Origin of the sequence: Halocalculus aciditolerans (assembly GCF_014647475.1) — an archaeon.
Taxonomy (GTDB): domain Archaea; phylum Halobacteriota; class Halobacteria; order Halobacteriales; family Halobacteriaceae; genus Halocalculus; species Halocalculus aciditolerans.
The window spans coordinates 677,751-702,411 of the sequence record NZ_BMPG01000002.1 but is presented as its reverse complement, the minus strand read 5'-3'; the positions used below and the strand labels follow the sequence as shown (position 1 = coordinate 702,411).

Below are 24,661 nucleotides of genomic sequence, written 5' to 3'. Positions count from 1 at the left end.
CGACAATGAAAAAGTGGGTTAGAAGCTGCTCTTGATCTTCTCGAAGAAGCCCTGTTCGACGTCGACTTCTTCGCCGCCGGCTTCCGCGAAGGCCTCCAGTGCCTCGCGCTGCTCCTCGTTGAGTGAGTCGGGAGTGACGACCTGGACGGTGACGTAGAGGTCGCCCTTCCGGCGGCCGCGGAGGCGCGGCATGCCCTTGTTCCGGAGGCGGAAGCGCTCGCCGGACTGCGTGCCGGCCGGGATGTCGAACTCGCTCGTGCCGTCGAGCGTCGGCACCTGGACGGTGTCGCCGAAGACGGCCTGCGGGAAGGAGATGGCGAAGTCGTGGTGGAGGTCCGCGCCGTCCCGCTCGAAGTCCGGGTGGTCTTCGACCGCGACCTCGATGAGGAGGTCGCCGTTCGGGGCGCGCGGGTCGCCGGGCGCGCCCTCGCCGTCCATCCGGAGCGTCTGCCCCGACTGGATGCCGGCGGGGACGTCGACGGTCAGCGTCGCCTGCTGGCGAATCTGGCCCTGCCCGCTACAGGTACTACAGGTCTCCGAGTAGAGCTCGCCGTCGCCGCCGCAGCGCCGGCACTGCTGGCTCGTCTGCATCCGCCCGAACGGCGTCTGCTGGACCTGCGTCGTCTGCCCCTGCCCGTTACACTCCGGGCACGTGCGGACGTCGGCGTCCTCGGGGTGGCCGTCCCCGCCGCAGTCCGGGCACGTCTCCGGCCGCCGCACCGACACCTGCTTCGACACGCCCTCGTACGCCTCTTCGAGCGTGATCTCCAGGCGCGTGCGGAGGTCCTGGCCGGCCTGCGGGCCGCCGCGGCCACCGCCGCCGCCGAAGAACTGGTCGAAGATGTCGCCCATCCCGCCCGTTCCTTGACCACCGCCGCCGCCCATCCCGCCGAACGGCCCGCCGCCGCCCATGCCACCAGCGCCACCGCCGCCGGTGCCGCCGCGCTTCTCCGCCTGCTCGAAGCGCTCGTGGCCGAGCTGGTCGTACGCCTGGCGCTTCTCCTCGTCCGTGAGCACCTCCTTCGCCTTCTGAATCTTCTTGAACTGCTCTTCGGCGTCCGGCTCGTCGCTCACGTCCGGATGGTACTGCTTCACCTTCTCCCGGTACGCCGTCTTTATCTCCGACTCGTCGGCGTCCTTGCTCACTCCGAGCGCATCGTAAAACGTCTCAGTCATCAGTTCAGTTGAACGGCGTAGATAGGGTTAGTTAGTTCTCGTCCGTCTCGGACTCGTCAGACTCGTCCACATCCTCGAAGTCGGCGTCGACGAACTCCTCGCCGTCGCCGTCTCCGCCGGCCTGGCCGCCCATGCCGCCGGGGCCGCCCATTCCACCCATGCCGCCCATGCCGCCGGCACCCGCGCCGGCACCGCCCTGGGCCTGCTGGGCCTGCTGCTGGTAGGCCTGCTTCCCGATCTCCTGCAGCGTGTCGGAGAGCTCTTCGGTCACGTCCTCGAGCTCCTCGGCGTCCGCGTCCTCGTCTTCGAGGACCGCTTCGACGTCCTCGATCGCGGCTTCGACGTCCGCGCGGATGTCGTCGTCCACCATCTCCTCGTTCTCCTCGAGGAGCGTCTCGGCGCGCTGCACGGCGGACTCGGCGTTGTTCCGCGCTTCGATGAGCTGGCGGCGCTCCTCGTCTTCTTCGGCGTGCTTCTCGGCTTCCTCCTGCATCTCCTCGATCTCCTCGTCGGAGAGACCGGCACCGCCCTCGATGGTGATGTCCTCGGAGTTACCCGAGCCCTGGTCTTCCGCGGAGACGTTCACGATGCCGTCGGCGTCGATGTCGAACGTCACCTCGATCTGCGGCGTCCCCGCCGGCGCGGGCGGGATCCCCGTGAGCTGGAACGCTCCTAATAGTTCGTTCTCCTCGGCGATTTCGCGCTCGCCCTGGAAGACGCGAATCTGGACGGACGTCTGGTTGTCCACGGCCGTCGTGAACACTTTCGAGGCCTGCGTCGGAATCGTCGTGTTCTTCTCGACGAGTCGCTCGAAGAGCCCGCCTTTCACCTCGATACCGAGGCTCAGCGGCGTGACGTCGAGGAGGACCATGTCGTCGACCTCGCCGGAGAGCACGCCGCCCTGGATCGCCGCGCCGAGCGCGACGGCCTCGTCCGGGTTGACGTTCTTCCGCGGCTCCTGCCCGACGACCTCCTCGACTTTCTCCTGGACCTGCGGCATCCGCGTGGAGCCGCCGACGAGCACGACCTCGTCGATGTCCGACGTCGAGAGGTCAGCGTCTTCGAGCGCCTGCTCCGTCGGCCCCACTGTCCGCTCGATGAGGTCGGTCGTGATTTTCTCGAACGTCGCGCGCGTCAGGTCCTGTTCGAGGTGGACCGGCCCGTTGTCCGTCGCAGTAATGAAGGGGAGGTTGACCGTCGTCTCCTTGCGCGAGGAGAGTTCGATTTTCGCCTCTTCGGCGGCGTCCTTGAGCCGCTGGAGGGCCTGGCGGTCCTCGCGGAGGTCGATGCCGTGCTCGGACTCGAACTCGTCCGCGAGGTGGTCGATGATGGCCTCGTCCCAGTCGTCGCCCCCGAGGTCGTTGTCGCCGTTCGTCGCGAGGACCTCGTGGTAGCCTTCCGCCATCTCGAGGACGGAGACGTCGAACGTCCCGCCGCCGAGGTCGTAGACGAGGATGGTCTCCTCTTCGCCTTCGTCGAAGCCGTAGGCCATCGACGCGGCCGTCGGCTCGTTCACGATGCGTTCGACGTCGAGGCCGGCGATCTCGCCGGCGTCCTTCGTCGCCTGCCGCTGCCGGTCGTTGAAGTACGCGGGGACCGTGATGACGGCCTTCTGTACGTCGTCGCCGAGGTAGTCCTCGGCGTCCTGCTTGATCTTCTGGAGGATCCGCGCGGAGACCTGCTCCGGCGTGTACTCCTCGTCGCCCAGTTCGACGGTGTAGTCGTCTTCGCCCATGTGGCGCTTGATGGACTGCACCGTCTGCTCGGGGTTCTGGACCGCCTGGTTCTTCGCCGGCTTCCCGACGAGGAGTTCGCCGTCGTCGTACGCGACGACGGACGGAGTCGTTCGATCGCCTTCGGCGTTCACGATGATTTCGGGCTCCCCACCCTCCATCACGGCGAACGCGGAGTTCGTCGTCCCGAGGTCGATACCGAGAACCTTCTCACTAACCATCTTGGTAGCAGGATAGCTGCGCGTTTCGTTTAAACCTTGCTAGTGCGGGAAGCCCCCAAACTCCGCGAGCCGCCCGAAAACACGACTCTCGCGCCCCCGTCGCCCTGGATAAGACGTATCTTTATGTTGAAGCGGAAATCGACTCGTCGACCTCAGAAGAGCACGGCGGCGAGCGCGGCCGTCGTCACCGCGGCGAGGAGGACCGCGACTGCCGTGATTTTCGTCGCCTGCAGCTGGTCCGCCCGGCGCGCCTCCGCGTCAGACACTCGCCCCGCGCCGCAGTCGCAGGTCGCGTCGCCGCTGAAGTCGTAGCGGTGGCGGAACGCGAGCCGCACGCAGAACGCCGTGTACGCCTGCAACAGCCACTCGTACCCGATGCTCAGCGGGATGAACACCCCGAGGAGGAGGGGCTCCGCGAGGTAGCCCGCGAGGTACGCGGCGACGTACACCGCCGCCGCGCCGAACGCCGCCGCCGACACGAGGTAGCGCTGCCGGCGCTGCTCCCGCCCGATGTTACAGTAGCCGGGCCGGTAGGCGTCCGCGGACCCGACGGTTGTCTCACTCACGGCTACTCACGGTGACCTGCGCCGGCCGCAGGACCTTCTCCCCCATCTCGTAGCCGGGGCGGTAGACTTCCGCCACCGTCCCCGCCGGCGCGTCGCTCTCCACCTGCATCATCACCTCGTGGCGCTCCGGGTCCGTCTCCGCGCCCTCCTCCGGGCGAATCTCCTCGACGCCCTCGTTCTCCAGGACGCGCTCGAACTCGCCCTTCGTCAGCTTCACGCCCTCCTTCAGCCCCTCGTAGTCCCCGGACTCCTCCGCGAGCGCGCGCTCCAGGTTGTCGTAGACGTCGAGCAGGCGCGTCACGAGGTCCTCCGTCGCGCGCTCCTCCATCTGCTCCTGGCGCTTCTTCGCGCGCTTCTTGTAGTTCTGGAAGTCCGCCTGCACGCGCTTCAGGCGCTCTTCCGTCTCGTCTACCTCCTCGCGGAGGTCGGCGACTTCGGCTTCCAGCTCTCGCTCGTGCGCCTCGACGGCTTCGACCTCCGCCGCGAGCGCCTCGTCGTACTCGGCGACGCGGTCGGCGAGCGTCGACTCCACGGGCGATTCCTCCTCGACGGCCTGACCGGCGTCGGCGTCGTCGTTCATGCACGATGAAAACGCCCTCGTGCGTATAAGGATTGCAGAATCCGAAGTGCCGGCGCGACTACCCCGCTGTCCGCTCTCTCACCGGTACGGACCTCGACGACTCAGTCACCCTCGCCTTCTCCGACACCGACGACGAAGAACTCTGACGCCGACGCGGAGGCGGTGTTCAGATACGCATAGAACGTCGCCACAACCCACCGCGGGTGGGAAATCGAAAGGGGCCGACCGGTCGGCGAGCGAGATCGTTCGAAAGGCGCAAAGCGCCTTTCGTGATGACGAGAGAGCTTCGCTCTCTCGAACCAACCCGCAAGCACGGCCGGAGGCCGCGCACAGCGTCGTTCGCAGCCGCCGAGCGGGAGAGCGTTTTCGGAAACGTCGTCTCCAACGCTGCTCTCGTCACGACCGCCTTATCTGAACACTGCCGACCCGGAGGGACGGAGATTTAGTGGCGTGCGTTCTACGACGACCTACGCATGCCTGTCGCGCTCGCGTACGAGGACGGCACCATCCGCATCGACGGCCGTCACGACTCACTCGACGGCCTCCCGTTCGTCGAGCGCGACGACCGAACCGACACGTACCGCGCGCCCGCCTACCGCTACCCCGACCTCCGCGCGCACCTCGAGACCTTCGACGTCCCCGTCGAGGATTCGGTGCCCGACTGGGAGCGTATCAGCGTCCGCTCCGACTACGTCCTCCGCGACTACCAGCGGGACGCCCTCGACGCCTGGACGGACGCCCGCCGCCGCGGCGTCGTCGAACTTCCGACAGGGTCGGGGAAGACCGTGCTGGGCATCAAGGCCATCGAGTCCGTGGACCAGTCGGCGCTCGTCGTCGTCCCGACCGTCGACCTCCTCGTCCAGTGGCGCGACGAACTCGACGCCGAGTTCGACTGCGACGTCGGCCAGCTCGGCGGCGGCACACAGGAACTCGAACCCGTCACCGTCTCCACCTACGACTCAGCCTACCTCCGCGCCGACGAACTCGGCGACCACTTCGGGCTCGTCGTCTACGACGAATGCCACCACCTCGGCGGCGAAGGGTTTCGGGAAATCGCGCGGTTCTCCGCCGCTCCCGCCCGCCTCGGCCTCACCGCGACCTTCGAACGCCCCGACCACGCGCACGAGACCGTCGAAACCCTCGTCGGCGACGTCGTCTACCGCCTCTCACCCGACGACCTCGCCGGCGACCACCTCGCCGAGTACGCCGTCAAACGCGTCGACGTCCCGCTCACCGACGAAGAGCGCGAACGCTACGACGACGCACAGGGAACCTTCGTGGAGTACCTCCGCACCTCGAACCTCTCCTTCTCCTCCGGGAGCGACTACATGGAGCTCGTGAAGCGCTCCGGGAGCGACCCGCGGGCCCGCGAAGCCCTCCTCGCGAAACAGGAAGCCCGCCGCATCGTGAGCGAATCCGAGAACAAAATCCGCGAACTCGAACGCATCCTCGACCGCCACCGCGGCGACAGAATCATCGTCTTCACCGCCTCCACCGACCTCGTCTACCGGCTCTCCGAGCGCTTCCTCCTCCCCGCCATCACGCACGAGACGAACACCGCCGAACGCCGCGACTTCCTCGACGCCTTCCGCGACGGCACGTACTCCCGAATCGTGACGGCGAACGTCCTCGACGAGGGCGTGGACGTCCCGGACGCGAACGTCGCCGTCGTCCTCGCCGGCTCCGGGAGCGAACGCGAGTTCACCCAGCGCCTCGGCCGCGTCCTCCGCCCCAAAGACGACGGCGGCCGCGCGCTCCTCTACGAACTCGTCTCCGCGGACACCGCCGAAGAAAACGTCGCCGACCGCCGCCGCTGAACGACGCCGCCGCTGAACGACGTTCCACGCGGATTCGGGCCCGGCGGACGCCCCCGCCGACCCGGCTCAGGCCGGACGGAGGGTCGAACTGACGCTGAGGTCCTGTGAGGCGTCCTCCCACGCGACGTCGAAGACGACCTCGACGACCTGTGTCTGGTGGGCGTCGAGAGTGAGGTCGCGGGATTCTTCGAGGACGCGGTCGCCGAGGTCGGCCGTGACGGTGAGAACGACGGCTTCTTCGGCCTCGCTCGGGTTCGAGACGGTCGCGCGGACGAGGAGGCGGCCGTCCTCGCTCCGCTCGAAACTCGTCTCCGGCACGGACGCGGGCGTGCCGGCGCGTGCGCTCGTACAGCCGGCGACGCCGGCGAGCGCCGTGAGTCCGACGCCGGCGAGGAGGCGGCGGCGCGCCTGATTCATACTCTCGAACTCAGTCGGCAGCGGTAAGAGCCTTCCCCTGCCTCCTTCCGAGTGTGCTGACGAAAGACCTCCTCCGCGTCACGCGCGCCGGCGGCGGCTACACGCCCCGGTTCACGGAGAACGCGGCGCTCGCCGCCCGCGTCCTCGGCGTCTACCAGGGCCACCGCGGCGAGACGCGCGGCGCGCTCGCCGACGCCCTCGACGACCTCGAAGGGGAGGCGGAGGACTTCAAGCTCGTCCGCGGGTTCGCGAAACTCCTCGACCGCGACGCCGTCTTCGAGACGCAGAGCGCCGTCCGGCCCGAGCGCGCCCGCGAACTCGCGTTCCGCGAAGGCGAACGCCTCGGCGTCGTCACCGACGCGGAGCGGGAAACCGCGCTCGAACGCGCGAGCGAGACGCTCGACACGACGCCCGACGCCCTCGCCGACGCCCTCTACGCCGACCTCGACGCCCGACAGGTCCTCGTCGACTTCGACCCGCGCTGGGACGCCGACGCCCTCGTGAGCCAATACAACCTCTCGCTCGCGCAGACCGCGCTCTTCGACGCCGTCGAACTCCGCGTCGAGACGAGCGAACCCCGCGACCTCGTGCTCGCCGTGAAACGCCTCGGCCTCCTCTACGAGATCGAGAAAACCGAGAACGGCCGCGTGGTCGTCCTCACCGGCCCCGACGCCGTCTTCCGGAAGACGCGGCGGTACGGCACGCGCTTCGCGCGCCTCCTCCGCAGCGTCGTGAACGCCGAAGAGTTCCGCGTCGAAGCCACCATCGACGACCGCGGAACGGAGCGAACGATGGTGCTCACCGACGACGACCCGCTCCGCCCGCCCGGCGTCGAACCCGTCGTCGACGTCTCCTACGACAGCGACGTCGAACGCGACTTCGCCACCCGCTTCGAGAGCCTCGACCTCGACTGGGCGCTCGAACGCGAACCCGACTTCTTAGACGCCGGCGACCACGTGATGATTCCCGACTTCGCCTTCACGCACCGCTACGGCGACGTCCGCGTCTACTTCGAAATCATGGGCTTCTGGACGCCCGAGTACGTCGAGAAGAAACTCGCCCAGCTCGACGCAACAGAAGAGAACCTCGTCGTCGCCGTCGACGAATCCCTCGGCGTCGGCGAGGACATCGAAGCCCGCGACCACCGCGTCGTCACCTACGCTGGGACTGTCCGCGTGAAAGACGTCGTCGACGTCCTCCGCGACCACGAGGCCGACATCGTCGCCGACGCCGCCGCCGACCTCCCCGACGAACTCACCCCCGACGACGACGTCCTCGACCTCGACGCCTACGCCGACCGACTCGGCGTCCCCGTCGACGCCGTCGAAGATAGAGCGTTCCCCGAGCACGAACTCGTCGGCCGCACCCTCGTCCGCCCCGCCGTCCTCGAAACCCTCGCCGACGACATCGACGCCGGCCAGTCGCTCGACGAGGCCGAAGACGCCCTCGACGACTACGGCCTCACCGACGCCTCCGCAGTGCTCGCCCGCCTCGGCTACCGCGTCGAATGGGACGGCCTCACCGGCGGCACCGTCCGCGAGAAATAACCCCACCGCCCGTCTGCCGAACCGGGCGAGAACTACTTCGCCCGTCTGCCGACCCCGTCCGGACCTACTTCTCCCGCCGCCGGCCCTTCGGCACCATCGACTTCAACTCGCCGTGCGTGAAGAGGCCGACGCCCATCACGGCGCGCTCACCACCCGGAAGCGTATGCTGAGCGAAGAGGTAGCCCCAGTCGCCGTCCCAGTCGACTTCGACGGTGTCGCCGCCGACGAAGGCGTCGGCGTCCGCGTCGTCGAGGTCGATGACGCACTCGGTGGCGAGCGGGCCGAACTTCTGCGCCGCGGTCGTCGTGGGTTTCCAGAACTCCTGGCGCGTCCGGAGGACGGGGAGGCCGAGCGCTTCTACCTGTGTCTCTCCGCCGGCGTGGTCGCCGTGGTACGCCCAGATGCGGCCCGCGCCCTTCTCGTAGTACGCGTACTCCTCGAGGTGGGCTTCGGGGACGCCGAAGCGGTCGGCGAAGTAGTCGACGACCTCCTCGCGGGTCACCCGGCCGGCGACGTCGCGGTCGGCGGCCGTCGCGGGGAGGCGCGCGACGACGTCGCCGCGGTTCTCGCTCACGCCGTCACCTCCAGTTTCGCCGTGAAGAACCCGCCCGTGTCGTTCAGGTGCGGGTAGAAGCGCTTCGCGCGCGTGAGCGACTCGTCGTACTCGTCGCCCTCCCACTCGGTGAGGCCGGGCCGCGAGTCGAGGCCGACGTCGAACTCGACGAGCTCGCAGTCCCCCTCCGAGAGCACGGCGTCTACCACCGCTTCGTTCTCCTCCGGCGCGAACGTGCAGGTCGCGTAGACGACCGTCCCGCCCTCGCGCGTCGACTCCACGCCCCGGCGGAGGATGTCCGCCTGCAGGCGGCCGAGGTTCCGACTCGCCCCGGGCCCCGCGCCGTCGAGCGCGTCCGGGTTCTTCCGAACCGTCCCCTCACACGTGCAGGGAGCGTCGACGAGCGCCGCGTCGAACGCGTCGACGTCGAACGCGTCGAGCGTCTGCCGGCGCGCGTCCCGATTCGTCACCGCCGCACACGACACGCCCAAGCGGTCGAGATTCGACCGGAGCGCCGACACCCGCCCGAGGTTGTCGTCGTTCGCCACCACGAGCCCCGTGTCGTCCATCAGGTCGGCGAGCTGGCTCGCCTTCCCGCCCGGCGCGGCACACGAATCCCACACCGCGTCGCCCGGGTCCGGGTCCAACACGACCGGCGGCACCATCGACACCTCCTCCTGGCCGTGAATCCACCCGTGGAAGTACGGCCACGTGTTCCCCGGCTTCGCCGTCTCCACTTCGAGCACGTCCTCGCTCCACTCGCGGCGAGTCACCGCCACGCCCTCCGCCTCCAGCGCTGCGACCGCCCGCGTCGGCGGCGACTGAATCCCGTTCACCCGCACCGTCGTCGGCAGCGGCCTCGCACAGGCGTCGAGGAACGCCTCGAAGTCCTCGATAATCGGCTCGTACCGCCCGAGTGCGTCCATTACCACCGACTACCCGCCAGCCCCGTTAAGGAATTGCGCTTCCCGACGCCCCACTGCGTCCGGGGTCGCGTCCGCCACACGGTTTAAGCGGCCGCCGAGCGAACCGCGACGTATGGCAAACGTCCGCGTTCGAAACGAACTCGACCTCGACGACCCCACGCTCATCGAAGGCCTCCCCGGCGTCGGCCTCGTCGGCAAGATCGCCACCGACCACATCGTCGACCAGTTCGACATGACGCTCGTCGCCTCCGTCGACTGCGACGGCCTCCCCGAAGTCGCCGTCTACCGCGAAGGCGAAACCGACGTCTACCCGCCCGTCCGCATCTACGGCAGCGAAGAACACGACGTCCTCGCCCTCCAGAGCGACGTCCCCGTCTCCCGCACCGCCGCCGACGACTTCGCCACCGCCGTCACCGACTGGCTCGACGAATACGGCGCGACCCCCCTCTACCTCTCCGGCCTCCCGCATCAGGCCGAAGACCCCGGCCACGTCCCCGAAGTCTTCGGCGTCTCCACCGGCGACGCCCGCCACCTCCTCGAAAAAGCCGACGTCGACCTCCCACCGGAAGAAGGCGTCATCGGCGGCCCGACCGGCGCGCTCGTCCACCAAGCCAGCCTCACCGACCACGACAGCGTCGGCCTCGTCGTCCAAGCCGACCCCCAATTCCCCGACCCCGCCGCCTCCAAGCAACTCATCGACAACGGCATCGAACCCATCACCGACCTCACCGTCGACACCGACGAACTCGTCGAATCCGCCGAAGAAATCCAGGAACAGAAACAGAAACTCGCCCAGCGCATGCAGCAAGCCGCCGAAGAAGAATCCAGCCAAGCCCAGCCGCTCCGGATGTTCGAATAGTACCTTTTGCTGCGCTTGACCGCGCTTCGCGCGGTCAAGCGCAGCAAAAGCTACGAGAAAAGCCCTGCGCGCTCCCTTTGGTCGCGCTTGGGCCTCGCGACTTCGTCGCGAGTGAATCGGCGACCTACCGGGTCCTGACGGACCGCTCGGTCGCCGAATGCTTGCAGTATTCTGTTTCTGCTCTATAGCCGTCCGAGCCTTCAAGTGCGATAGCGCGGCGAACCTGCCCCGTGACGTGAGTAGCGCCCCGGGCCGTCAGCGGTCGTGCGGCACGCGGTCCGGGAGCGGTCTGCCGCCTGTTCGCCCCTAGTCGCCGATGAGCGAGCGGATGCGCGATTCGTACTCGCGGAACGCGCTCGTCGTTCGGTCCCGGGGGCGGTCGAGGTCGACGGGGACGACCTCTTTGAGTCGCCCGGGGCTGGGCTGGAGGACGACGACGCGGTCGGCGAGCGTCACGGCCTCCTCGACGTCGTGCGTCACGAAGAGCACCGTCTTCGCCGTCTCTCGCCAGATTCGGAGGAGCTCGGTGTGGAGGTTCGCGCGCGTCTGCGCGTCGACGCTCGCGAACGGCTCGTCCATCAGGAGGACGTCCGGGTCGACGGCGAGCGCGCGAGCGATGCCGACGCGCTGTTTCATCCCGCCGGACAGCTCCTTCGGGTACTGGTCCGCGGCGTCTCGTAGCCCGACGAGGTCCAGCATCTCCTCGACGCGTTCGTCGCGCTCCGCGGCCGTGACGTCTTCCTGTTCGAGGCCGAAGCGGACGTTCCCGCGGACGGTCCGCCACGGGAAGAGCCCGTACTCCTGGAAGACCATGCCGCGGTCGGTGCTCGGCCCGGTCACGCGGTCGCCGTCGACGTGAACAGCGCCCGCCGTCGCGGTCTCCAGGCCGGCGATGATGCGGAAGAGCGTCGTCTTCCCGCAGCCGGAGGGACCGACGATGCAGACGAACTCGCCGTCCGCGACGTCGAATGAGACATCGTCGAGCGCCTGTACGGTCTGCCGGCCCTCGAAGCGTTTCGAGACGGCGTCGACGACGACCTTCGCGTCTACGTCCGCCACGCGAGCACCCCCCGTTCCACTGCGCGGAACGCCGCGTCGCTCGCGAGGAAGACCGCGCTGATAACGAGCATGTAGGCGACGCTCACGTCGAGCGCGAGGTTCTGCGCGGCGATGAGGATCTCCTCGCCGACGCCGGGCGGCCCGACGAGTTCGGCGGCGACGACGATCATCCAGCACTGCCCGATGCTCGTCCGGAGCCCGGTGAAGATGCCCGGGCTCGCGGCGGGGAGGACGACCTTCCGAATCATCGTCGCGTGGTCGTGGACGCCGAGGCTCGCCGCGGCTTCGAGGACTTCCCTGTCGACGCTCTCGACGCCGCTCAGCGCGTTGTAGAACGTGATCCAGAACGCGCCGATGGAGACGATGAAGGTCGCGCCGGTGTGGCCGATGCCGAACCAGACGATAGCGAACGCGACCCATGCGAGCGGCGGAATCGGCCGGAGAACGCGGATGACGGGCGTGAGCGCGTCGTCGACGAGCGCGAACCAGCCGACGAGCACGCCGAGCAGGACGCCGAGCGTCGAGCCGATGAAGAGGCCCGGGAGGTAGTGCTGGAGGCTCTGCAGGAGGTGTGTCACGACCGCTGACAGCGCGACGTCCGTTCCGGTGAACGGCACGGTGTAGGTCGCCGTGGACGCGACCTGCCGGCCGAACGCGGTCGCGACCTCCACCGGACCGGGGAGGAGATAGATGGGGAACTGGGTCGCCGCCGCCCACCAGACGCAGAGGAACGCGACGGTGCCGGCAGCGCCGCGGGCGACGCGCTGTCGGGTGGTCGACGCGCCGCGGTCGACGCCGGGGGCCCGCCCGCCGACGGTTCCACGCTCGCTCATTCGCTCACGCTATCGTAGAGGGAGTAGTCGAATATCTGGTCGACCGAGAGCTCCGTGCTCGTCTTCCCGAGCCGGTTCGCGTACGCCGCGAACGTCTCCGTTCCGGACTCGATCTGGTGGGGGTTCGAGATGAAGTCCGAGGCCGGGGAGTCCATCGCTTTCCGCGCGAGGTCGACGGGGAGGGCGTCGGAGCCGATGACGTCGCTCGCGTGCTTCGCCGCGGCATCTGGGTTGTTCTCGGTGAACGCGGTCGCCTTCTTGTGCTGTTCGAGGAAGGATTTTGCGAGCTCGGGGCGGTCGTTCCGGAGGTCGTCGTGCATCATCGTGACGGCGGCGGGCTGGCCGGGCATGAAGTCGCCCGCCCACGCGATGCTGGAGTATCCCATCCCCTTCTCGTTGGCGATGGTCGGGACGGGCTCCATGATGGACGTACCGTCGATTTTCCCGGCAGCGAGCGCCTGCCGGACGGGCCCCGCGCCGCCGAGCGACTCGATGTTGACGTCGCTCCCCGGGTCGAGGCCGAGTTCCTGCTCCAGCCAGTACCGCAGGAGGATGTCGGGGACGGAGCCCGGCGGGAACGTGCCGAACGTGAACTTCTCGCCCTTCTCGGCTTCCCACGCGGCGAAGGCGTCCTTCCCCTGTTCGTCGTACATCGCCGCGAACTCGTCGCGCGCGAGAATCTGCATCGCGTTCTGGATGTTCGCCGCGGTGACCTTCGCGAACCCGGTCTTGTCGATGACGATCATCGCCGGGACGACGCCGAAGAGCGCGACGTCGTAGTCGCCGGTCGCGTACGCCTGCACGATACTCGGGCCGTCGGAGAACTCCGTGGCCTCGACGTCGGCGTCGAGCGCGTCGTAGTACCCCTCTTTCTCCATCACGAAGTGCTGCATGTCGGGGTAGATGGGCATGTACGCGACGCTCAGGGACTCCGTGCTCCCGCCGCCACCGGAACAGCCGGCGAGGGCGGTGAGGCCGGCCGCGCCGAGCGCGCCGCCGGTCGCTTGGAGGTATCGCCGCCGCGTCGAACGAGTCTGCTTCGTCATTACTCGTCGTTTGTTCTCCGTGCCCTTTCCCTCCCAGATAACGGTGAAGCGAGCCACGGTACGTGACGTCGCAGGACGCGGGATTAGTCGGGTATCACGCGCTGCGGGCGGGAAACGCTCGGTCGCGCCACCACGGGCGCGTCGTAGGTAGCGGCAACTGTCGCCTCGGTGTGTGCGATGGGTTTTCGTGATTCGGCGGCGACTCTGTGCGTATGCAGACAGTCTTCCACCTCGGGAGCGCGGACCGGGCGGCGCGCGCACTGTCGAACGCGCGGAACCTCCTCGGCGACGAGACGGTTCGCGTCGACGCGGTCGCGGTCGTGGCGAACGGGGACGGCGTGCGCGCGCTCCTGCGGCGCGGCGAGTACCGCGAGGACGTCGCCGACCTCGGCGGGCGAGTCGACTTTCTCGCGTGCGCGAACTCCCTCGACCGCTACGACCTCACGCCCGACGACCTCGCCGACGGCGTCGACGTCGTCTCGTCGGGCGTCGGCGAGCTCACCCGCCTCCAGTCGGGCGGCTACGCCTACGTCAAACCCTAACTTTATCGGCGCGCGCGGCGGCCTCTAGCGCATGACGGATTTCTCGGAGCGCGTCGAATCCATCTCCATCAGCGGCATCCGGAAGGTCTTCGAGTCGGCGAGCGCGGACGCCATCAACCTCGGCATCGGCCAGCCGGACTTCCCGACGCCGACGAACGCCCGGCAGGCGGCCGTCGACGCCGTCGAGTCCGGGAGGGCGGACGCCTACACGGGCAACAAGGGCATTCCGGAGCTCCGCGAGGCCATCGCGGCGAAGCACGCGCGCGACAACGACCTCGACGTCGACCCGGACGACGTCATCGCGACCGCTGGCGGGAGCGAAGCACTCCACATCGCCATGGAGGCGCACGTCGACGAGGGCGACGAAGTCATCATCCCCGACCCCGGGTTCGTCGCCTACCAGAACCTCACGTATCTCGCGGGCGGCGAACCGGTCCCGGTCGGGCTGCGCGACGACCTGACGCTCGACCCCGCGGACGTCGAAGCCGCCATCACCGACGACACGGCGGTCTTCATCGTGAACTCGCCCGGGAACCCGACGGGCGCAGTGAACCCCGAAGCGGACATGCGTGAGTTCGCGCGCATCGCCGACGAACACGACGTCCTCTGCATCACCGACGAGGTCTACGAGCGCATCGTCTACGAGGGCGAACACCGCTCGCCGATGGAGTTCGCGGAGACCGACAACGTCGTGCTCGTGAACGCCTGCTCGAAGGCGTACTCGATGACGGGCTGGCGGCTCGGCTGGGTGACCGGGAGCACGCGACGCATCGAGCGGATGCTCCGCGTCCACCAGTACGTGCAGGCCTGCGCGTCCGCTCCTGCCCAGTACGCCGCCGCGGAAGCGCTCTCCGGCCCTCAGGAGCCTGTCGGGGAGATGGTCGAGCAGTTCGAGGCGCGCCGCGACGTGCTCGTCGACGCGCTCCGCGACATGGGTCTCGACGTCCCCTCCCCGCAGGGCGCGTTCTACGTCATGCCCGAAGTCCCCGAGGGCTGGGTGGACGAAGTCCTCTCGCGCGACGTCGTCGTCGTCCCCGGTGACGCCTTCGGCGCGCAGGGCGAGGGCTACGCCCGCATCTCCTACGCCGCCAGCATGGACGACATCGAGGCCGCCATCGACGTCATGCGGGAGGCGACCGCGGCCGTCCGGTAGCGCGAAGTCGAATCCCTGAAGCCCGCGCGGCCGCGACACGGACGTATGGACCGTCGCGCTATCGTCGCCGCCGCGCTCGCGGGCGTCGTCGCCGTCGTCACCGTCACCGCCCTCCCTCTCCCCATCCCGGTCGCGCTCGCCGTCGTCTTCGTCCCCGGCGTCGTCACCGGCGTCTTCTCTCGGAACACCGGCCGGGAGTGGCTGGACGGCGCGGCCGCCGGGTTCGTCACCGGGCCGCTCGTCGGCCTCGCGTACTTCCTCGTCTACGGCCGCGTCGTCCTCGCGACGAGCATCGGCAGCGCGAACCCGCCGACGCCGCTCACCGGCGGGGTTCCCGCGCTCTTCGGACTCTTCCTCTACGGCTTCCTCTTCTTCCCCGCGTTCACCCTGCCGAGCATGGCGGCGAGTCACGCCCTCGGCGTCTACCGGCGGCGAGAGTAGTCGAATCGGGAACGCTTACACGGCCGGCGCGACTCGCTCCGGTATGGACATCGCGCTGCTCACCGTCGGCGACGAACTCCTGACGGGAGCGACGGAGAACACGAACGCGAGCTGGCTCGCGCGCGAACTCACGGCGCGCGGCGCGACCGTCACGCGCATCCTCGCCGTCCCGGACGAGCCGGACGTCATCGAGGCCTACGTCCGCGACTGGCGCGAGGAGTTCGACGCCGTCATCGTCACCGGCGGGCTCGGCGGCACGCACGACGACGTCACCACGCAGGCCGTCGCCGCCGCGCTCGGCCGCGAGCGCACCGTCGACCCCGACGTCCGCGACCGCATCGCAGAACGCATGCGGCGGTACAGAGAGAAACGCGGCCGCGACGCCGTCGACATCGACCCGGACGCGTGGGCAGTCGTCCCCGAGGGCGCGCGCGTCGTCGAGAACGACGAGGGGCTCTCTCCGGGCTACGTCGTCGGCGGCGACCCCGGCAGCCCGCCGTCCGGAACCGTCTACGTCACACCCGGCGTCCCCGCGGAGATGCGGGCCGTCTTCGAACGCGTCGCCGACGACTTCGAAGGCGACGTCGTCTCCGAAACCATCTGGACCGACACCCCCGAAGGCGACCTCGGCAGCATCCCCAGCGACGCCGAGGAACGCTTCGACGTGACGGTGGGAAGTTACGCCGGGACCGGCGACCGCCCGAACCGCATCACAGTGCGAGGAACCGACGCGAACGACGTCGCCGACGCCGTCTACTGGCTCCGCGGCCACGTCGAAGAAACCGACTACTCCGAGGAGTAACGCAGTTCGGAGTGAACGCGGTTCGGAGCGAGGCCGCGAAGCGGCCGAGCGAGCACGGTCGGAACGAGTTCCTCCCTGCTCGCACTCGGTCGCACTCGCGCGAGAACCGCGTCAAGGCGAGCGGGAGCGACCGATAGGGAGCGACACGCGAGCCAGCGCGAAGCGGCCGAGCGAGAACCGCGGAAAAGGCGAACGGCGAGCAGAGCGACCCGCGAGCCAGCGCGAACCGTGCGTCGTTAGTTCGCGGTGCTCACGATTTTCACGACGTCGCCGTCTTCGAGTTCGTAGTCTTCGCCGATATCCCGGCCTGTGCGGGCGTTGATGGCGTGGAGGTAGCCGTCGCCGATGTCGGAGTGAACAGCATACGCGAGGTCGACGGGGGTCGAGCCGCGGCGGAGGAGGAAGGCGTCGGGGAGGACGGTTCCGGTGCCGTCCGTCCACTTCGAGGCGTCCTGCACGGGGTAGGCGGTGATCCGGTCGAGGAGGCCGTAGACGGCTTCGTCGAGGGCGGCCTGGATGCCGGTGCCGCCCCAGCGGTCCATCGTCGCGGCGAGGTCGTCGAGGACGGCGGCGCGGTCCTCGGGGAGGTCGTCGAGCACGTCGAAGGAGTCGTCGCCGGGGTCGTAGTCGAGGACGCCGGCGTCCGCGCCGCGGCGGAGCGCGAGTTCGCCCTGTGCGGTCGCGGGGACGACGGGTTTGTCGAGTTCGAGGAGGCGCGTGACGTTCTCCTCGGACGCCTCGTCGACCTTGTTCGCGACGACGACGATGGGTTTCGTCCGGGAGCGGATGGCGCGCGCGAGCGTCTCGCGGTGCTCGTCAGTCCACGCCCGCGGGTTCTCCGGGTACTCCATGCCGCGGAGGCAGACGGCGACGTCGTTCTCCGTCGCGCCGAAGCCCGTGAGGAGGTCGGCGAGCGCCTCGTCGATGTCGAAGCCCGGGCTGCGCGACTGGCGCTCGACGCCCTCCCAGTTCCGGTTGATGATGCTCGCGAGCCAGAGGTCCATCTCCTCTTCGATGAAGTCGACGTCGTCGAGGGGGTCGTGACTCCCCGGTTCCACGGGCTCGCCCTTCTCGTTCGTCGCGCCCGACGCGTCCACTACGTTGAGGATGACGTCCGCGTTCGTCAGCTCGTCGAGGAACTGATTCCCGAGGCCTTTCCCCTCGTGTGCGCCCGGCACCAGACCGGCGACGTCGAGGAGCTCCACTGGGACGTAGCGTTTCCCGTCGTGGCAGTTCTCGTGCCCGCAGCGCTCCTCGCGCGCGAGACACGGACACTCCGTGCGGACGTGCGTGACGCCGCGGTTCGCGTCGATCGTGGTGAAGGGGTAGTTCGCGACGTCGACTTCGGATTGGGTGGCCGCGGTGTAGAACGTGGATTTGCCCGCGTTCGGTTTCCCCGCGAGCGCAACAGAGAGCATATCCGCCTCTCGGGCCGTCGCCGGAAAGGTGGTTTCGGTACTCGGCGGTTCGGCAGACGGGGAGAGACACGCATGCGAGCCGGTTCGACAGACGAGGAGGGATGGCTGCTCGCGTGCCGGTGGCTGGTCGAGTGTGGGGTTCGGCGAGAGCGGGCGTGGTTCGTCCGGGGGAGCCGCGGCCGGACGTGCCGAGCGGGGTGGTGCGTCGAGGGGTTAGTCTGCTTCGCTGCGGGCGGACGCGGAGAGGTTGGTTTCGCCGTTCGCGCGGATGCGGCCCTGGACGCGGCCGCCCTCCTGGACTTCGACGTCCGCGCCGACGACGTTTCCGAGGATGGTGGCGTCCTCTTCGATGGTGACGTCGCCGCCGCGGGTGGTGACGTCGCCGTGGACTTTGGTGTCCGCGCCGATGTGGATGTCCTGCTGGGAGCGGAGGCTGCCGAAGATGTTCCCGTCCTCGCCGACCTCGATGTTGCGGGCGCGGAGGTTGCCGTGGAGCCGGCATTCGTCGCCGATGACGGCGGGGGTGGAGACGCGCCAGGCGTCGTCGGAGATGTGGGCGTTGCGCGGGACGCGCATCGGGTGGTCGGCCTCGTCGCCGGCGAGGTCCTCGATGAGCTCTTTCGCTTCGTCGTCCGCGCCGATCTTGAGGAGGTGGGCGAGGTAGGCCATGAAGAACACGACCGTCGGCATGGGGTTGCGGATGACGATCCAGCCGTTCGCTTCGAAGCCTTCGTCGATGTCGACGTCGTCGCCGATGTCGAGGTCGCCGCCGACGACGAGGCGGCCGTCGACGAGGACGCGCTCGCCGAGGTAGGCGTTCCGACCGACGACGACGTTCCCGTCGACCGTCGTCCACATGTCGAGGCGGGCGTCGCCTTCCGCTTCGACTTCGCCGCCGAACTCCACGCGCTCGCCGGCGAGGATGTTGTTCCCGCGGATTCCGAACTCGACTCGGGACTGGCCGCCGACGAGGACGTCCCGGTCAGTCACGAGGCGGTGTTCTTCCATCGTCGTCCCGTCCGGGATGACGAGTTTGTCGAGGGGGTCGGCTCCAAGCATATTTTTTCCAATGTCCTTAGTACTGATAAAATGTGTGGCCGATGCGGACCGGTCCGGAACTCCCGTGACGCACGACTTTTGTCTGTTCGCCCCCTACCGGGTGACATGACCGTTCTCTCCGTCGAAGACGACGGCGTCGACGTCGTCTACGAAGGCACCGAGTTCCGCCTCGACCGCGACCTCATCGAACGCGCCACCGAGAAGGAGTACGTCGACGTCACGGACCACGAAATCCTCCAGATCGTCGAGAAAGACCCGAACCTCTCCGGCGAACCCCGCCGCGTGCAAGACATCCTCCGGTCCAACTAAGGCCCCGCGCGTCCACAGGACGCGTATGGCCACCCTCGACTTCGACCACCCCTCCTGGCGCACCGCCGGCGCGACCGCTGTCTCCTACCTCCTCATCCTCGCCGGACTCACCGTCCTCCTCTTCCTCCTCCCCTACCTCGCCTTCCTCGCGTTCTAAACTGCGACCGGGATTCAGATTTATCACCCATCCCGACTCTCTAGACGGTATGGAAGACTGGCTGAAAGCCCTCCTCGTCGTCCTCGGCGTCGTCGTCGCCCTCCCGCTGCTCGTCGTCGCCGTCCTCGTCCCGGTCGGGATGCTGGGCTACGGCGGAATGATGGGCTACGGCGGGATGATGGGCGGCGCGGGAATCGGCGTGCTCGGTCTCTTCTTCGTCCTCGTGCCGCTCGTCCTGCTCGCCCTCTTCGTCTACCTCGTCGTCGTCCTCGTCCGCGGGACCGACGACCGGGCGATGCGCGAACTCCGCGAGGCCTACGGCCGCGGCGACCTGAGCACGGAGGAGTTCGAAGAACGCGAAGAGCGCCTCGAACGCGAGTAGTCAGCGCTCCTCGCCGAACCACGCCGCCGCGTACTCCACGAGCGCGCGCTGCGAGACGAGCTTTCCCGCTCCCGCGCCGACCTCTCCCTCGGTGACGGCGTCCGGTCGTGCGGCCTCGAACGCCCCGCCGACCACCGGGAAGTCGTCGGTGCTCCGCTCGATGTCGATCCACTCGACCCACGCGCGCTCGCCGTCCGCTCGAACCGGCCCCTCCTCCGTCGTTTCCGCCTTCGCGTAGTCAGCGCGGTCCTCCGCGAGGTGGAGCGACGTGCACGTCTGGTAGTCCGTGCCGAGCATCAACACCCGCCCGTCCCGGTCGTAGACGCGCGCGAGCGGCGACGCCTCGCCGAGCCCGCCGTCGAGCGCGTGACCCTCGACGATTGCGTCTCGGTCTGCGCCCCACGCCGCGAACGAGTACTGCGGGTGGTCGCTCCGGACCACGTCGGGATAACGCCGGAAGCACTCCACGACCGCGCCCATCCCGCGCGTCGGCGTCTTCACCGGATCGAACGCCGGCATCGACGCCCGCACCTCGTCCAGCCACGCCTCGGGAATCGGCGGGTTCGACCACGCCTCCGGACTACAGAGGTGCGACGTGTGCGTCGGCATCACGATAGTTCCAGCCGCGGTCACGGCCTCTTGGAGCGCGTCGACGACGGTCTGCGCGCCGCCCGGCACCCACCCCAGCGCGCGCAGCGACGAATGCACGAGCAGGGTATCGCCGGCCTCGACGCCGAGCGCCCGAAAGTCCTCGACGAGCCGCTCCTTCGTCACCGGTCGCTCCGACCGCTCCACCGCCGATGCTTCGCTCATACTCGCCACTTCCGCCGCCCCGGTATGGGTCTTCTCCCTCCGTGAGAACAGTACTCGAAACGGAGGCGGGTCGTCGTGGACTGGCTAGCGTCTCGCGGTGCCGCGCTCGTCAGTCGCGTCGCACGGCGACTCCTCGCTCGCTGAGCGCGGCGAGCGCGTCCGGGACGTCGCAGTCGAGGACGTCGTAGACATCGAGACGCGGGTCGACGGCGCGGTCGGCGGTTGTCCCGCGCTCGCGGAAGCTCGGACCGAGGTCGCGGAGGTCGACCGCCGAGACGTTGCGCGCCGCGGCGGCCGCGTAGAGCGCGTGGTACGCGCCGACGCCCTCACCGACGAGCGCCACGTCCTCGCAGCCGGTCTCCTCACGGAGGAACGCGACCGCCTGCCCGACGTCGAAGACACGCATCCCGAAGAGGGATTCACCGAGGAAGGACGCGTCCCGGGAGAGCGTGTACTCCGACCCGTAGACGTCGTCGTAGTCGCCCGTCACCCACGTATCGGGGAGTTCCCGGTTCCGTACCGCGCCGACGCCGCGCGGGTCGAAGACCAGCACCGTCCCGTGCTCCGCCACGAGCGACGCAACGTCGCCCTCGCGGTTCGCCGCCTCCTCGGTACCGTCTTCGAAGAGCACCACTGCCGGCGCGCCGGCATCGCGCTCGTCCCCCGCCGCGTTCGAGGCTGTGACGAGCAGGCCCGTGACGGTGATGTCCGGGTCGTGCTCGGTCCGGAAGAACACCCGTCGGACGTCGAGTCCGCCCGACTCCTCGCGAGTGACGAACCGCGGTCGGCGCGCGCAGGTGTCCCGTTCCAGCCCGAGCGTTTCGGTGACGCGCTCTCGAAGGGCCGCCGCGTCGGTCTCGTGGCCGCTCCCGGTTCCGCCATCGCCTCGTGCGTTCGTCTGGTCGGGCACGAGGTCGTCGGCGACGAGGTCCGTGACGGTCCGTTCGTGCGGGTAGGCGTCGAGAACATCGCCGCCGGGAGTGCAGTCGAGTGCGGCCTCGTCGCGGGGGTGGAAACCGTCGATGGGTTCGTAGTCGCCGGCGTCGAGGGCGTCGCAGAGCCACTCGTAGACGGGCGTACCGAACTCCGCGATGGCGCTGTGCGTGCCGTCTCTGACGACGAGGTCGAGGTTTCCTTCGGCGTCGTACAGGTCGTAGACCTCGCGAGCGCGTTCGACAGTCGCCTCGACGCCTTCGACGGGGAAGAAGTCGGAAGCGGCAGCGCCGACGCAGACGGGACGGGGCGCTAGCGCCGTCACGAAGTCGTCGTAGCCGATCCCGTTCGCGATCGCACCGTGGGGGACCTGCTCGTCGTCCAGTGAGATACCGGTGCGAAGCATCTCCGCGCGGGTGCTGGTACAGCAACAGAGGAGGGCCGCGGCGACGCGGTCGTCGACGAGGGCGAGGTAGCCCGCCTGAACGCCGCCGCTGGAGGTCCCGGCGACCGCAATCCGCTCCGCGTCGACGTCCGCGCGGTTGACGAGGTAGTCGAAGCCGCAGCGGGCGTCGTGGAGCAGGTACCGCGCGACGTTCGCGCCGGCGTAGTGGCACTGCTGGCCGGCGTGAGCGTGGCCGTAGACGCCCGAATCCCGGAGGACGTCTTGGGCGTCCGCGTCGGGGTACTGGGTACGCTCGCCCTGCGCGATCGAGTCGACGACGAGGACGACGACCCCGTTCGAGGCGAGCTCTGCGCAGGTCCGCTGGTTGAGGGCGTCGGCCTTCGCTTCCGGGACGTGCCCGCAGAGGAAGAGAACCGCCGGATGGGGGCCGTCGGCGGCGGGCGCGTAGCAGTTCGCCGTGACGTGGAAGTCGGGTCGGCTCTCGAAGACGACGCGCTCGACGGCGTAGGCGTCACCGGTGAGCGTCCCCGTCACCTTCGCGTCGAGAGAGCGCGGCCGGTCCGGGAGCCCGCCGATGGCGTCGAGGAAGTCCCGGCGGACGCTGTCGCGACGCGCTTCGAACGCTTCGGGGGAGTCGAGCGCGTCCTTCGCGTCTCTCGCGGCGGCCAGCTCGGGGTCGGCACACCTCCGGAGGTACTCGAACAACTCGTCCGCCACGTCGCGGTAGCCGTGTACGCCGTCCCGGAACCCGTCCATACGCTATCAGGCTGACATGCCACCAGACTAAACGTTTCGGTGGCGTCGACCGCGGTTCGCCTAGGAGCGCTCCGCGCTATCAGGCCGGTGAGGCCAGCGGACCCAGACATCGAAGGACGGGTCCGTGGCCGAGAGCGCGCGGCCGAGACCTCCGGCGTCAGGTAGCGGTGGAGCGGTCAGTGGCGGAGCAGTGTCGGAACTCGACGGGCGGAGGCCCGCTCGGGCCTCGCCGGCGGAAGCCAGTCGACAAAGGACGCGCGATACAGTATCGCCGGGGAGCGCGTCGTCGGAGGCTCTCTCGAGAACCTACGCAGAACGTGTCGCGCCCACGGGACCGAAGGTCTCGCTTGCCGTGCGGCGGGCGATCTGTCGGTCGTCTGTACAGCGGTAGGGGTGCCCCTGGAGGGACATGAAACGGGGCGAGGGGCGCGCGCCGAGGGCTTTCAGGCGAAGGTCTTGGAGACTTCGCCGTCGGGTTCGTCGCGCTGGAGTTTGTCGCGGGCGTGGCGGAAGTCGTCCATGGTGACCTGGGTGCGGTCGTTGCGGATGGCGTACATCCCGGCTTCCGTACAGATCGCCTTGACGTCCGCGCCGGAGAGCTCGTTCGTCTCCTCGGCGAGGCGGGCGAAGTCGACGTCGTCGGCGACGTTCATGTTGCGCGTGTGGATCTCGAAGATGAGCTCGCGGCCTTCCTCGTTGGGCTTGGGGACTTCGATGAGGCGGTCGAAGCGGCCGGGGCGGAGGATGGCGCGGTCGAGCATGTCGAAGCGGTTCGTCGCCGCGATGATGCGGATGTCGCCGCGCTCGTCGAAGCCGTCCATCTCGGAGAGGAGCTGCATCATCGTGCGCTGGACCTCGGCGTCGCCGGAGGTCTTCGAGTCCGTGCGCTTGGAGGCGATGGCGTCGATCTCGTCGATGAAGACGACGGCGGGCTCGTGGTCGCGGGCGACCTGGAAGAGGTCGCGGACGAGCTTCGCGCCTTCGCCGATGAACTTGTGGACGAGCTCGCTGCCGGCCATCTTGATGAAGGTCGCGTCGGTCTGCGCGGCGACGGCCTTCGCCATCATCGTCTTCCCGGTGCCCGGCGGTCCGTGGAGAAGCACGCCGCTCGGCGGGCGAATGCCGACGTCGTCGAAGATGTCGGGGTTCTCCATCGGGAGCTCCACGGTCTCGCGGACTTCGCGGAGCTGGTCGTCGAGGCCGCCGATGTCCTCGTAGCCGACGTCGGGCGACTCCTCGACCTGCATCACGCGAGCGCGGACGTCCGCCTCGTCGTCGAGCTGTTTGACGACGGAGAGCGAGTTGTTCACCGCGACGCGCGAGCCCGGTTCGAGGCCCTCGCGCATCTCCGGGGTGACCTCGGTGAGGGCTTCCTGGTTGTTCCCGTGCTGTTTGATAATCGCGCCGTTCTCGTTGAGCTCCTGAACGGTCGCGACGAACAGCGGGGACTGTTTGAGCTTCTTGTTCTCGTGGGAGAGCCGTTCGAGCTTCTGCTGGTACTTGTTGTTCTCGGCGTTCGCGTCGAGGAGCTTGTCCCGCATCTCCTCGTTCTCCCGCTCGAGCGCGTCGAGTTCCTCCTGCAGGGTCTCGATCTGCTCCTGCTGGGGAGCGCCCTCCTCGTAGGGCATCTCGACGTCGTCGACGGTGTCAGTCATCACCTCGGCTAGGTCTCAGACTCTTAAATGACTTCGGGTCCACCACATTACCACGCCGAATCCGATGCGCGATGGTTATAGAGAAGAAGCACAAATATTATTATCTGGTATTCCCTCGTGTGTGGTATGAGCGCCATCCAGCACGCCGAAGCAGACACGCTCGAACGCGTCCGCGACCTCCCCCCGAGCGCCAAACTCGTCGCCAAAGTCCTCGAATACAACGACACCCTCACGCAGAGCGAACTCGCCGACGAGACCCTCCTCCCCCCGCGCACCGTCCGCTACGCCCTCAACCGCCTGGAGGACGCCGACGTCGTCGAATCCCGCTTCTCGTTCACCGACGCCCGCAAACGCCTCTACACCCTCGACGTCTGACCCCGACAACCCCGCTGATCCCACACCCGTCCTGCGTCCGCCTTCTGTTCTCCCCCGTCAGGCTCCGGAGCACGTGGCCTTCGACCCACTACGTGCCCCCGGAGCGTCGAACCTTTATCGGAGAGCG

The 24,661-nt window shown here is 68.7% G+C and carries 26 protein-coding genes; 11 read left to right on the top strand and 15 right to left on the bottom strand.

The window, feature by feature from the left end:
- Nucleotides 1-18: 18 nt before the first annotated feature.
- The 4 genes from dnaJ to IEY26_RS10190 form a co-directional block, all read right to left on the bottom strand.
- A complete protein-coding gene (gene dnaJ / locus IEY26_RS10205; RefSeq protein ID WP_188978561.1) occupies nt 19-1,176 on the bottom strand; it encodes a molecular chaperone DnaJ in 1,158 nt (385 codons plus the stop codon).
- A gap of 31 nt (nt 1,177-1,207) precedes the next feature.
- Entirely contained in the window at nt 1,208-3,130 is a 1,923-nt protein-coding gene (gene dnaK / locus IEY26_RS10200) for a molecular chaperone DnaK (RefSeq protein ID WP_188978559.1), read from the bottom strand.
- 152 nt (nt 3,131-3,282) lie between these two features.
- A complete protein-coding gene (locus IEY26_RS10195) occupies nt 3,283-3,696 on the bottom strand; it encodes a hypothetical protein (RefSeq protein WP_188978557.1) in 414 nt (137 codons plus the stop codon).
- Complete coding sequence (locus IEY26_RS10190) at nt 3,689-4,276, bottom strand: nucleotide exchange factor GrpE (protein WP_188978555.1); 588 nt, start codon at nt 4,274-4,276, stop codon at nt 3,689-3,691. Before IEY26_RS10190 ends, IEY26_RS10195 begins: the two co-directional genes overlap by 8 nt.
- A 473-nt stretch (nt 4,277-4,749) precedes the next feature.
- On the opposite strand from IEY26_RS10190, the gene IEY26_RS10185 reads away from it, so the two are divergent.
- Entirely contained in the window at nt 4,750-6,093 is a 1,344-nt protein-coding gene (locus IEY26_RS10185) for a DEAD/DEAH box helicase (RefSeq protein ID WP_188978553.1), read from the top strand.
- A gap of 66 nt (nt 6,094-6,159) precedes the next feature.
- On the opposite strand, the gene IEY26_RS10180 is transcribed toward IEY26_RS10185, so the two are convergent.
- Nucleotides 6,160-6,510 carry a hypothetical protein gene (locus IEY26_RS10180; RefSeq protein WP_188978552.1) on the bottom strand — a complete coding sequence of 117 codons (351 nt, stop codon included), beginning with the start codon at nt 6,508-6,510 and terminating at the stop codon, nt 6,160-6,162.
- 53 nt (nt 6,511-6,563) lie between these two features.
- On the opposite strand from IEY26_RS10180, the gene IEY26_RS10175 reads away from it, so the two are divergent.
- A complete protein-coding gene (locus tag IEY26_RS10175) occupies nt 6,564-8,057 on the top strand; it encodes a DUF790 family protein (RefSeq protein WP_188978550.1) in 1,494 nt (497 codons plus the stop codon).
- A 64-nt stretch (nt 8,058-8,121) separates the two neighbouring features.
- Here IEY26_RS10175 and IEY26_RS10170 read toward each other — a convergent pair whose 3' ends face one another.
- Both IEY26_RS10170 and IEY26_RS10165 read right to left on the bottom strand, forming a co-directional pair.
- Complete coding sequence (locus IEY26_RS10170; protein ID WP_188978548.1) at nt 8,122-8,631, bottom strand: DUF7122 family protein; 510 nt, start codon at nt 8,629-8,631, stop codon at nt 8,122-8,124.
- Nucleotides 8,628-9,536 carry an RsmB/NOP family class I SAM-dependent RNA methyltransferase gene (locus IEY26_RS10165; RefSeq protein ID WP_188978546.1) on the bottom strand — a complete coding sequence of 303 codons (909 nt, stop codon included), beginning with the start codon at nt 9,534-9,536 and terminating at the stop codon, nt 8,628-8,630. The genes IEY26_RS10170 and IEY26_RS10165 overlap by 4 nt, the downstream gene beginning before the upstream one ends.
- A 112-nt stretch (nt 9,537-9,648) precedes the next feature.
- Between IEY26_RS10165 and IEY26_RS10160 the strand changes: the two genes are divergently transcribed.
- Nucleotides 9,649-10,395: a proteasome assembly chaperone family protein gene (locus IEY26_RS10160; protein WP_188978544.1), complete on the top strand. Its 747-nt coding sequence runs from the start codon at nt 9,649-9,651 to the stop codon at nt 10,393-10,395.
- A gap of 306 nt (nt 10,396-10,701) precedes the next feature.
- Here the strand turns inward: IEY26_RS10160 and IEY26_RS17445 are convergent, their stop codons facing one another.
- The 3 genes from IEY26_RS17445 to IEY26_RS10150 are packed head-to-tail and all read right to left on the bottom strand — an operon-like array spanning nt 10,702 to nt 13,333.
- Nucleotides 10,702-11,454 (bottom strand): ABC transporter ATP-binding protein, encoded by a 753-nt coding sequence (locus IEY26_RS17445; RefSeq protein ID WP_229774023.1) that lies wholly within the window; start codon nt 11,452-11,454, stop codon nt 10,702-10,704.
- Nucleotides 11,442-12,287 carry an ABC transporter permease gene (locus IEY26_RS17440; RefSeq protein ID WP_229774022.1) on the bottom strand — a complete coding sequence of 282 codons (846 nt, stop codon included), beginning with the start codon at nt 12,285-12,287 and terminating at the stop codon, nt 11,442-11,444. The genes IEY26_RS17445 and IEY26_RS17440 overlap by 13 nt, the downstream gene beginning before the upstream one ends.
- On the bottom strand, nt 12,284-13,333 hold the full coding sequence (locus tag IEY26_RS10150; RefSeq protein ID WP_188978540.1) for an ABC transporter substrate-binding protein: 1,050 nt from the start codon (nt 13,331-13,333) through the stop codon (nt 12,284-12,286). Before IEY26_RS10150 ends, IEY26_RS17440 begins: the two co-directional genes overlap by 4 nt.
- 212 nt (nt 13,334-13,545) lie before the next feature.
- Here IEY26_RS10150 and IEY26_RS10145 point away from each other — a divergent pair, with 212 nt between their 5' ends.
- The 4 genes from IEY26_RS10145 to IEY26_RS10130 are packed head-to-tail and all read left to right on the top strand — an operon-like array spanning nt 13,546 to nt 16,271.
- Nucleotides 13,546-13,875, top strand: a complete 330-nt coding sequence (locus tag IEY26_RS10145) for a DsrE family protein (RefSeq protein ID WP_188978538.1) — start codon at nt 13,546-13,548, stop codon at nt 13,873-13,875.
- A gap of 31 nt (nt 13,876-13,906) precedes the next feature.
- Nucleotides 13,907-15,028 (top strand): pyridoxal phosphate-dependent aminotransferase, encoded by a 1,122-nt coding sequence (locus tag IEY26_RS10140; RefSeq protein WP_188978536.1) that lies wholly within the window; start codon nt 13,907-13,909, stop codon nt 15,026-15,028.
- 45 nt (nt 15,029-15,073) lie between these two features.
- The gene (locus tag IEY26_RS10135; protein ID WP_188978534.1) at nt 15,074-15,469 is read left to right on the top strand and encodes a hypothetical protein; all 396 of its coding nucleotides are present in this window, start codon (nt 15,074-15,076) and stop codon (nt 15,467-15,469) included.
- A gap of 43 nt (nt 15,470-15,512) precedes the next feature.
- Nucleotides 15,513-16,271 (top strand): competence/damage-inducible protein A, encoded by a 759-nt coding sequence (locus IEY26_RS10130; RefSeq protein ID WP_188978532.1) that lies wholly within the window; start codon nt 15,513-15,515, stop codon nt 16,269-16,271.
- A gap of 236 nt (nt 16,272-16,507) precedes the next feature.
- On the opposite strand, the gene IEY26_RS10125 is transcribed toward IEY26_RS10130, so the two are convergent.
- Nucleotides 16,508-17,689 (bottom strand): redox-regulated ATPase YchF, encoded by a 1,182-nt coding sequence (locus IEY26_RS10125; protein WP_188978530.1) that lies wholly within the window; start codon nt 17,687-17,689, stop codon nt 16,508-16,510.
- Between the two features lie 213 nt (nt 17,690-17,902).
- Nucleotides 17,903-18,748 (bottom strand): polymer-forming cytoskeletal protein, encoded by an 846-nt coding sequence (locus IEY26_RS10120; RefSeq protein WP_188978528.1) that lies wholly within the window; start codon nt 18,746-18,748, stop codon nt 17,903-17,905.
- A gap of 105 nt (nt 18,749-18,853) precedes the next feature.
- Here IEY26_RS10120 and IEY26_RS10115 point away from each other — a divergent pair, with 105 nt between their 5' ends.
- The 3 genes from IEY26_RS10115 to IEY26_RS10110 are packed head-to-tail and all read left to right on the top strand — an operon-like array spanning nt 18,854 to nt 19,596.
- Entirely contained in the window at nt 18,854-19,057 is a 204-nt protein-coding gene (locus tag IEY26_RS10115; protein ID WP_188978526.1) for a DUF5800 family protein, read from the top strand.
- Between the two features lie 25 nt (nt 19,058-19,082).
- Nucleotides 19,083-19,214: a hypothetical protein gene (locus IEY26_RS17675; protein WP_268239808.1), complete on the top strand. Its 132-nt coding sequence runs from the start codon at nt 19,083-19,085 to the stop codon at nt 19,212-19,214.
- Nucleotides 19,215-19,263: 49 nt separating this feature from the next.
- Nucleotides 19,264-19,596 carry an SHOCT domain-containing protein gene (locus IEY26_RS10110; RefSeq protein WP_188978524.1) on the top strand — a complete coding sequence of 111 codons (333 nt, stop codon included), beginning with the start codon at nt 19,264-19,266 and terminating at the stop codon, nt 19,594-19,596.
- On the opposite strand, the gene IEY26_RS10105 is transcribed toward IEY26_RS10110, so the two are convergent.
- The 3 genes from IEY26_RS10105 to pan1 form a co-directional block, all read right to left on the bottom strand.
- Complete coding sequence (locus IEY26_RS10105) at nt 19,597-20,409, bottom strand: aminoglycoside N(3)-acetyltransferase (RefSeq protein ID WP_188978522.1); 813 nt, start codon at nt 20,407-20,409, stop codon at nt 19,597-19,599.
- A 109-nt stretch (nt 20,410-20,518) separates the two neighbouring features.
- Nucleotides 20,519-22,504 (bottom strand): alpha/beta hydrolase family protein, encoded by a 1,986-nt coding sequence (locus tag IEY26_RS10100; protein ID WP_188978520.1) that lies wholly within the window; start codon nt 22,502-22,504, stop codon nt 20,519-20,521.
- 443 nt (nt 22,505-22,947) lie between these two features.
- Nucleotides 22,948-24,159 carry a proteasome-activating nucleotidase Pan1 gene (pan1, locus tag IEY26_RS10095; protein WP_188978518.1) on the bottom strand — a complete coding sequence of 404 codons (1,212 nt, stop codon included), beginning with the start codon at nt 24,157-24,159 and terminating at the stop codon, nt 22,948-22,950.
- Between the two features lie 126 nt (nt 24,160-24,285).
- On the opposite strand from pan1, the gene IEY26_RS10090 reads away from it, so the two are divergent.
- Nucleotides 24,286-24,534, top strand: coding sequence for a MarR family transcriptional regulator (locus IEY26_RS10090; RefSeq protein WP_188978516.1), 249 nt, complete (start codon nt 24,286-24,288; stop codon nt 24,532-24,534).
- The last annotated feature ends 127 nt before the right edge of the window (nt 24,535-24,661 follow it).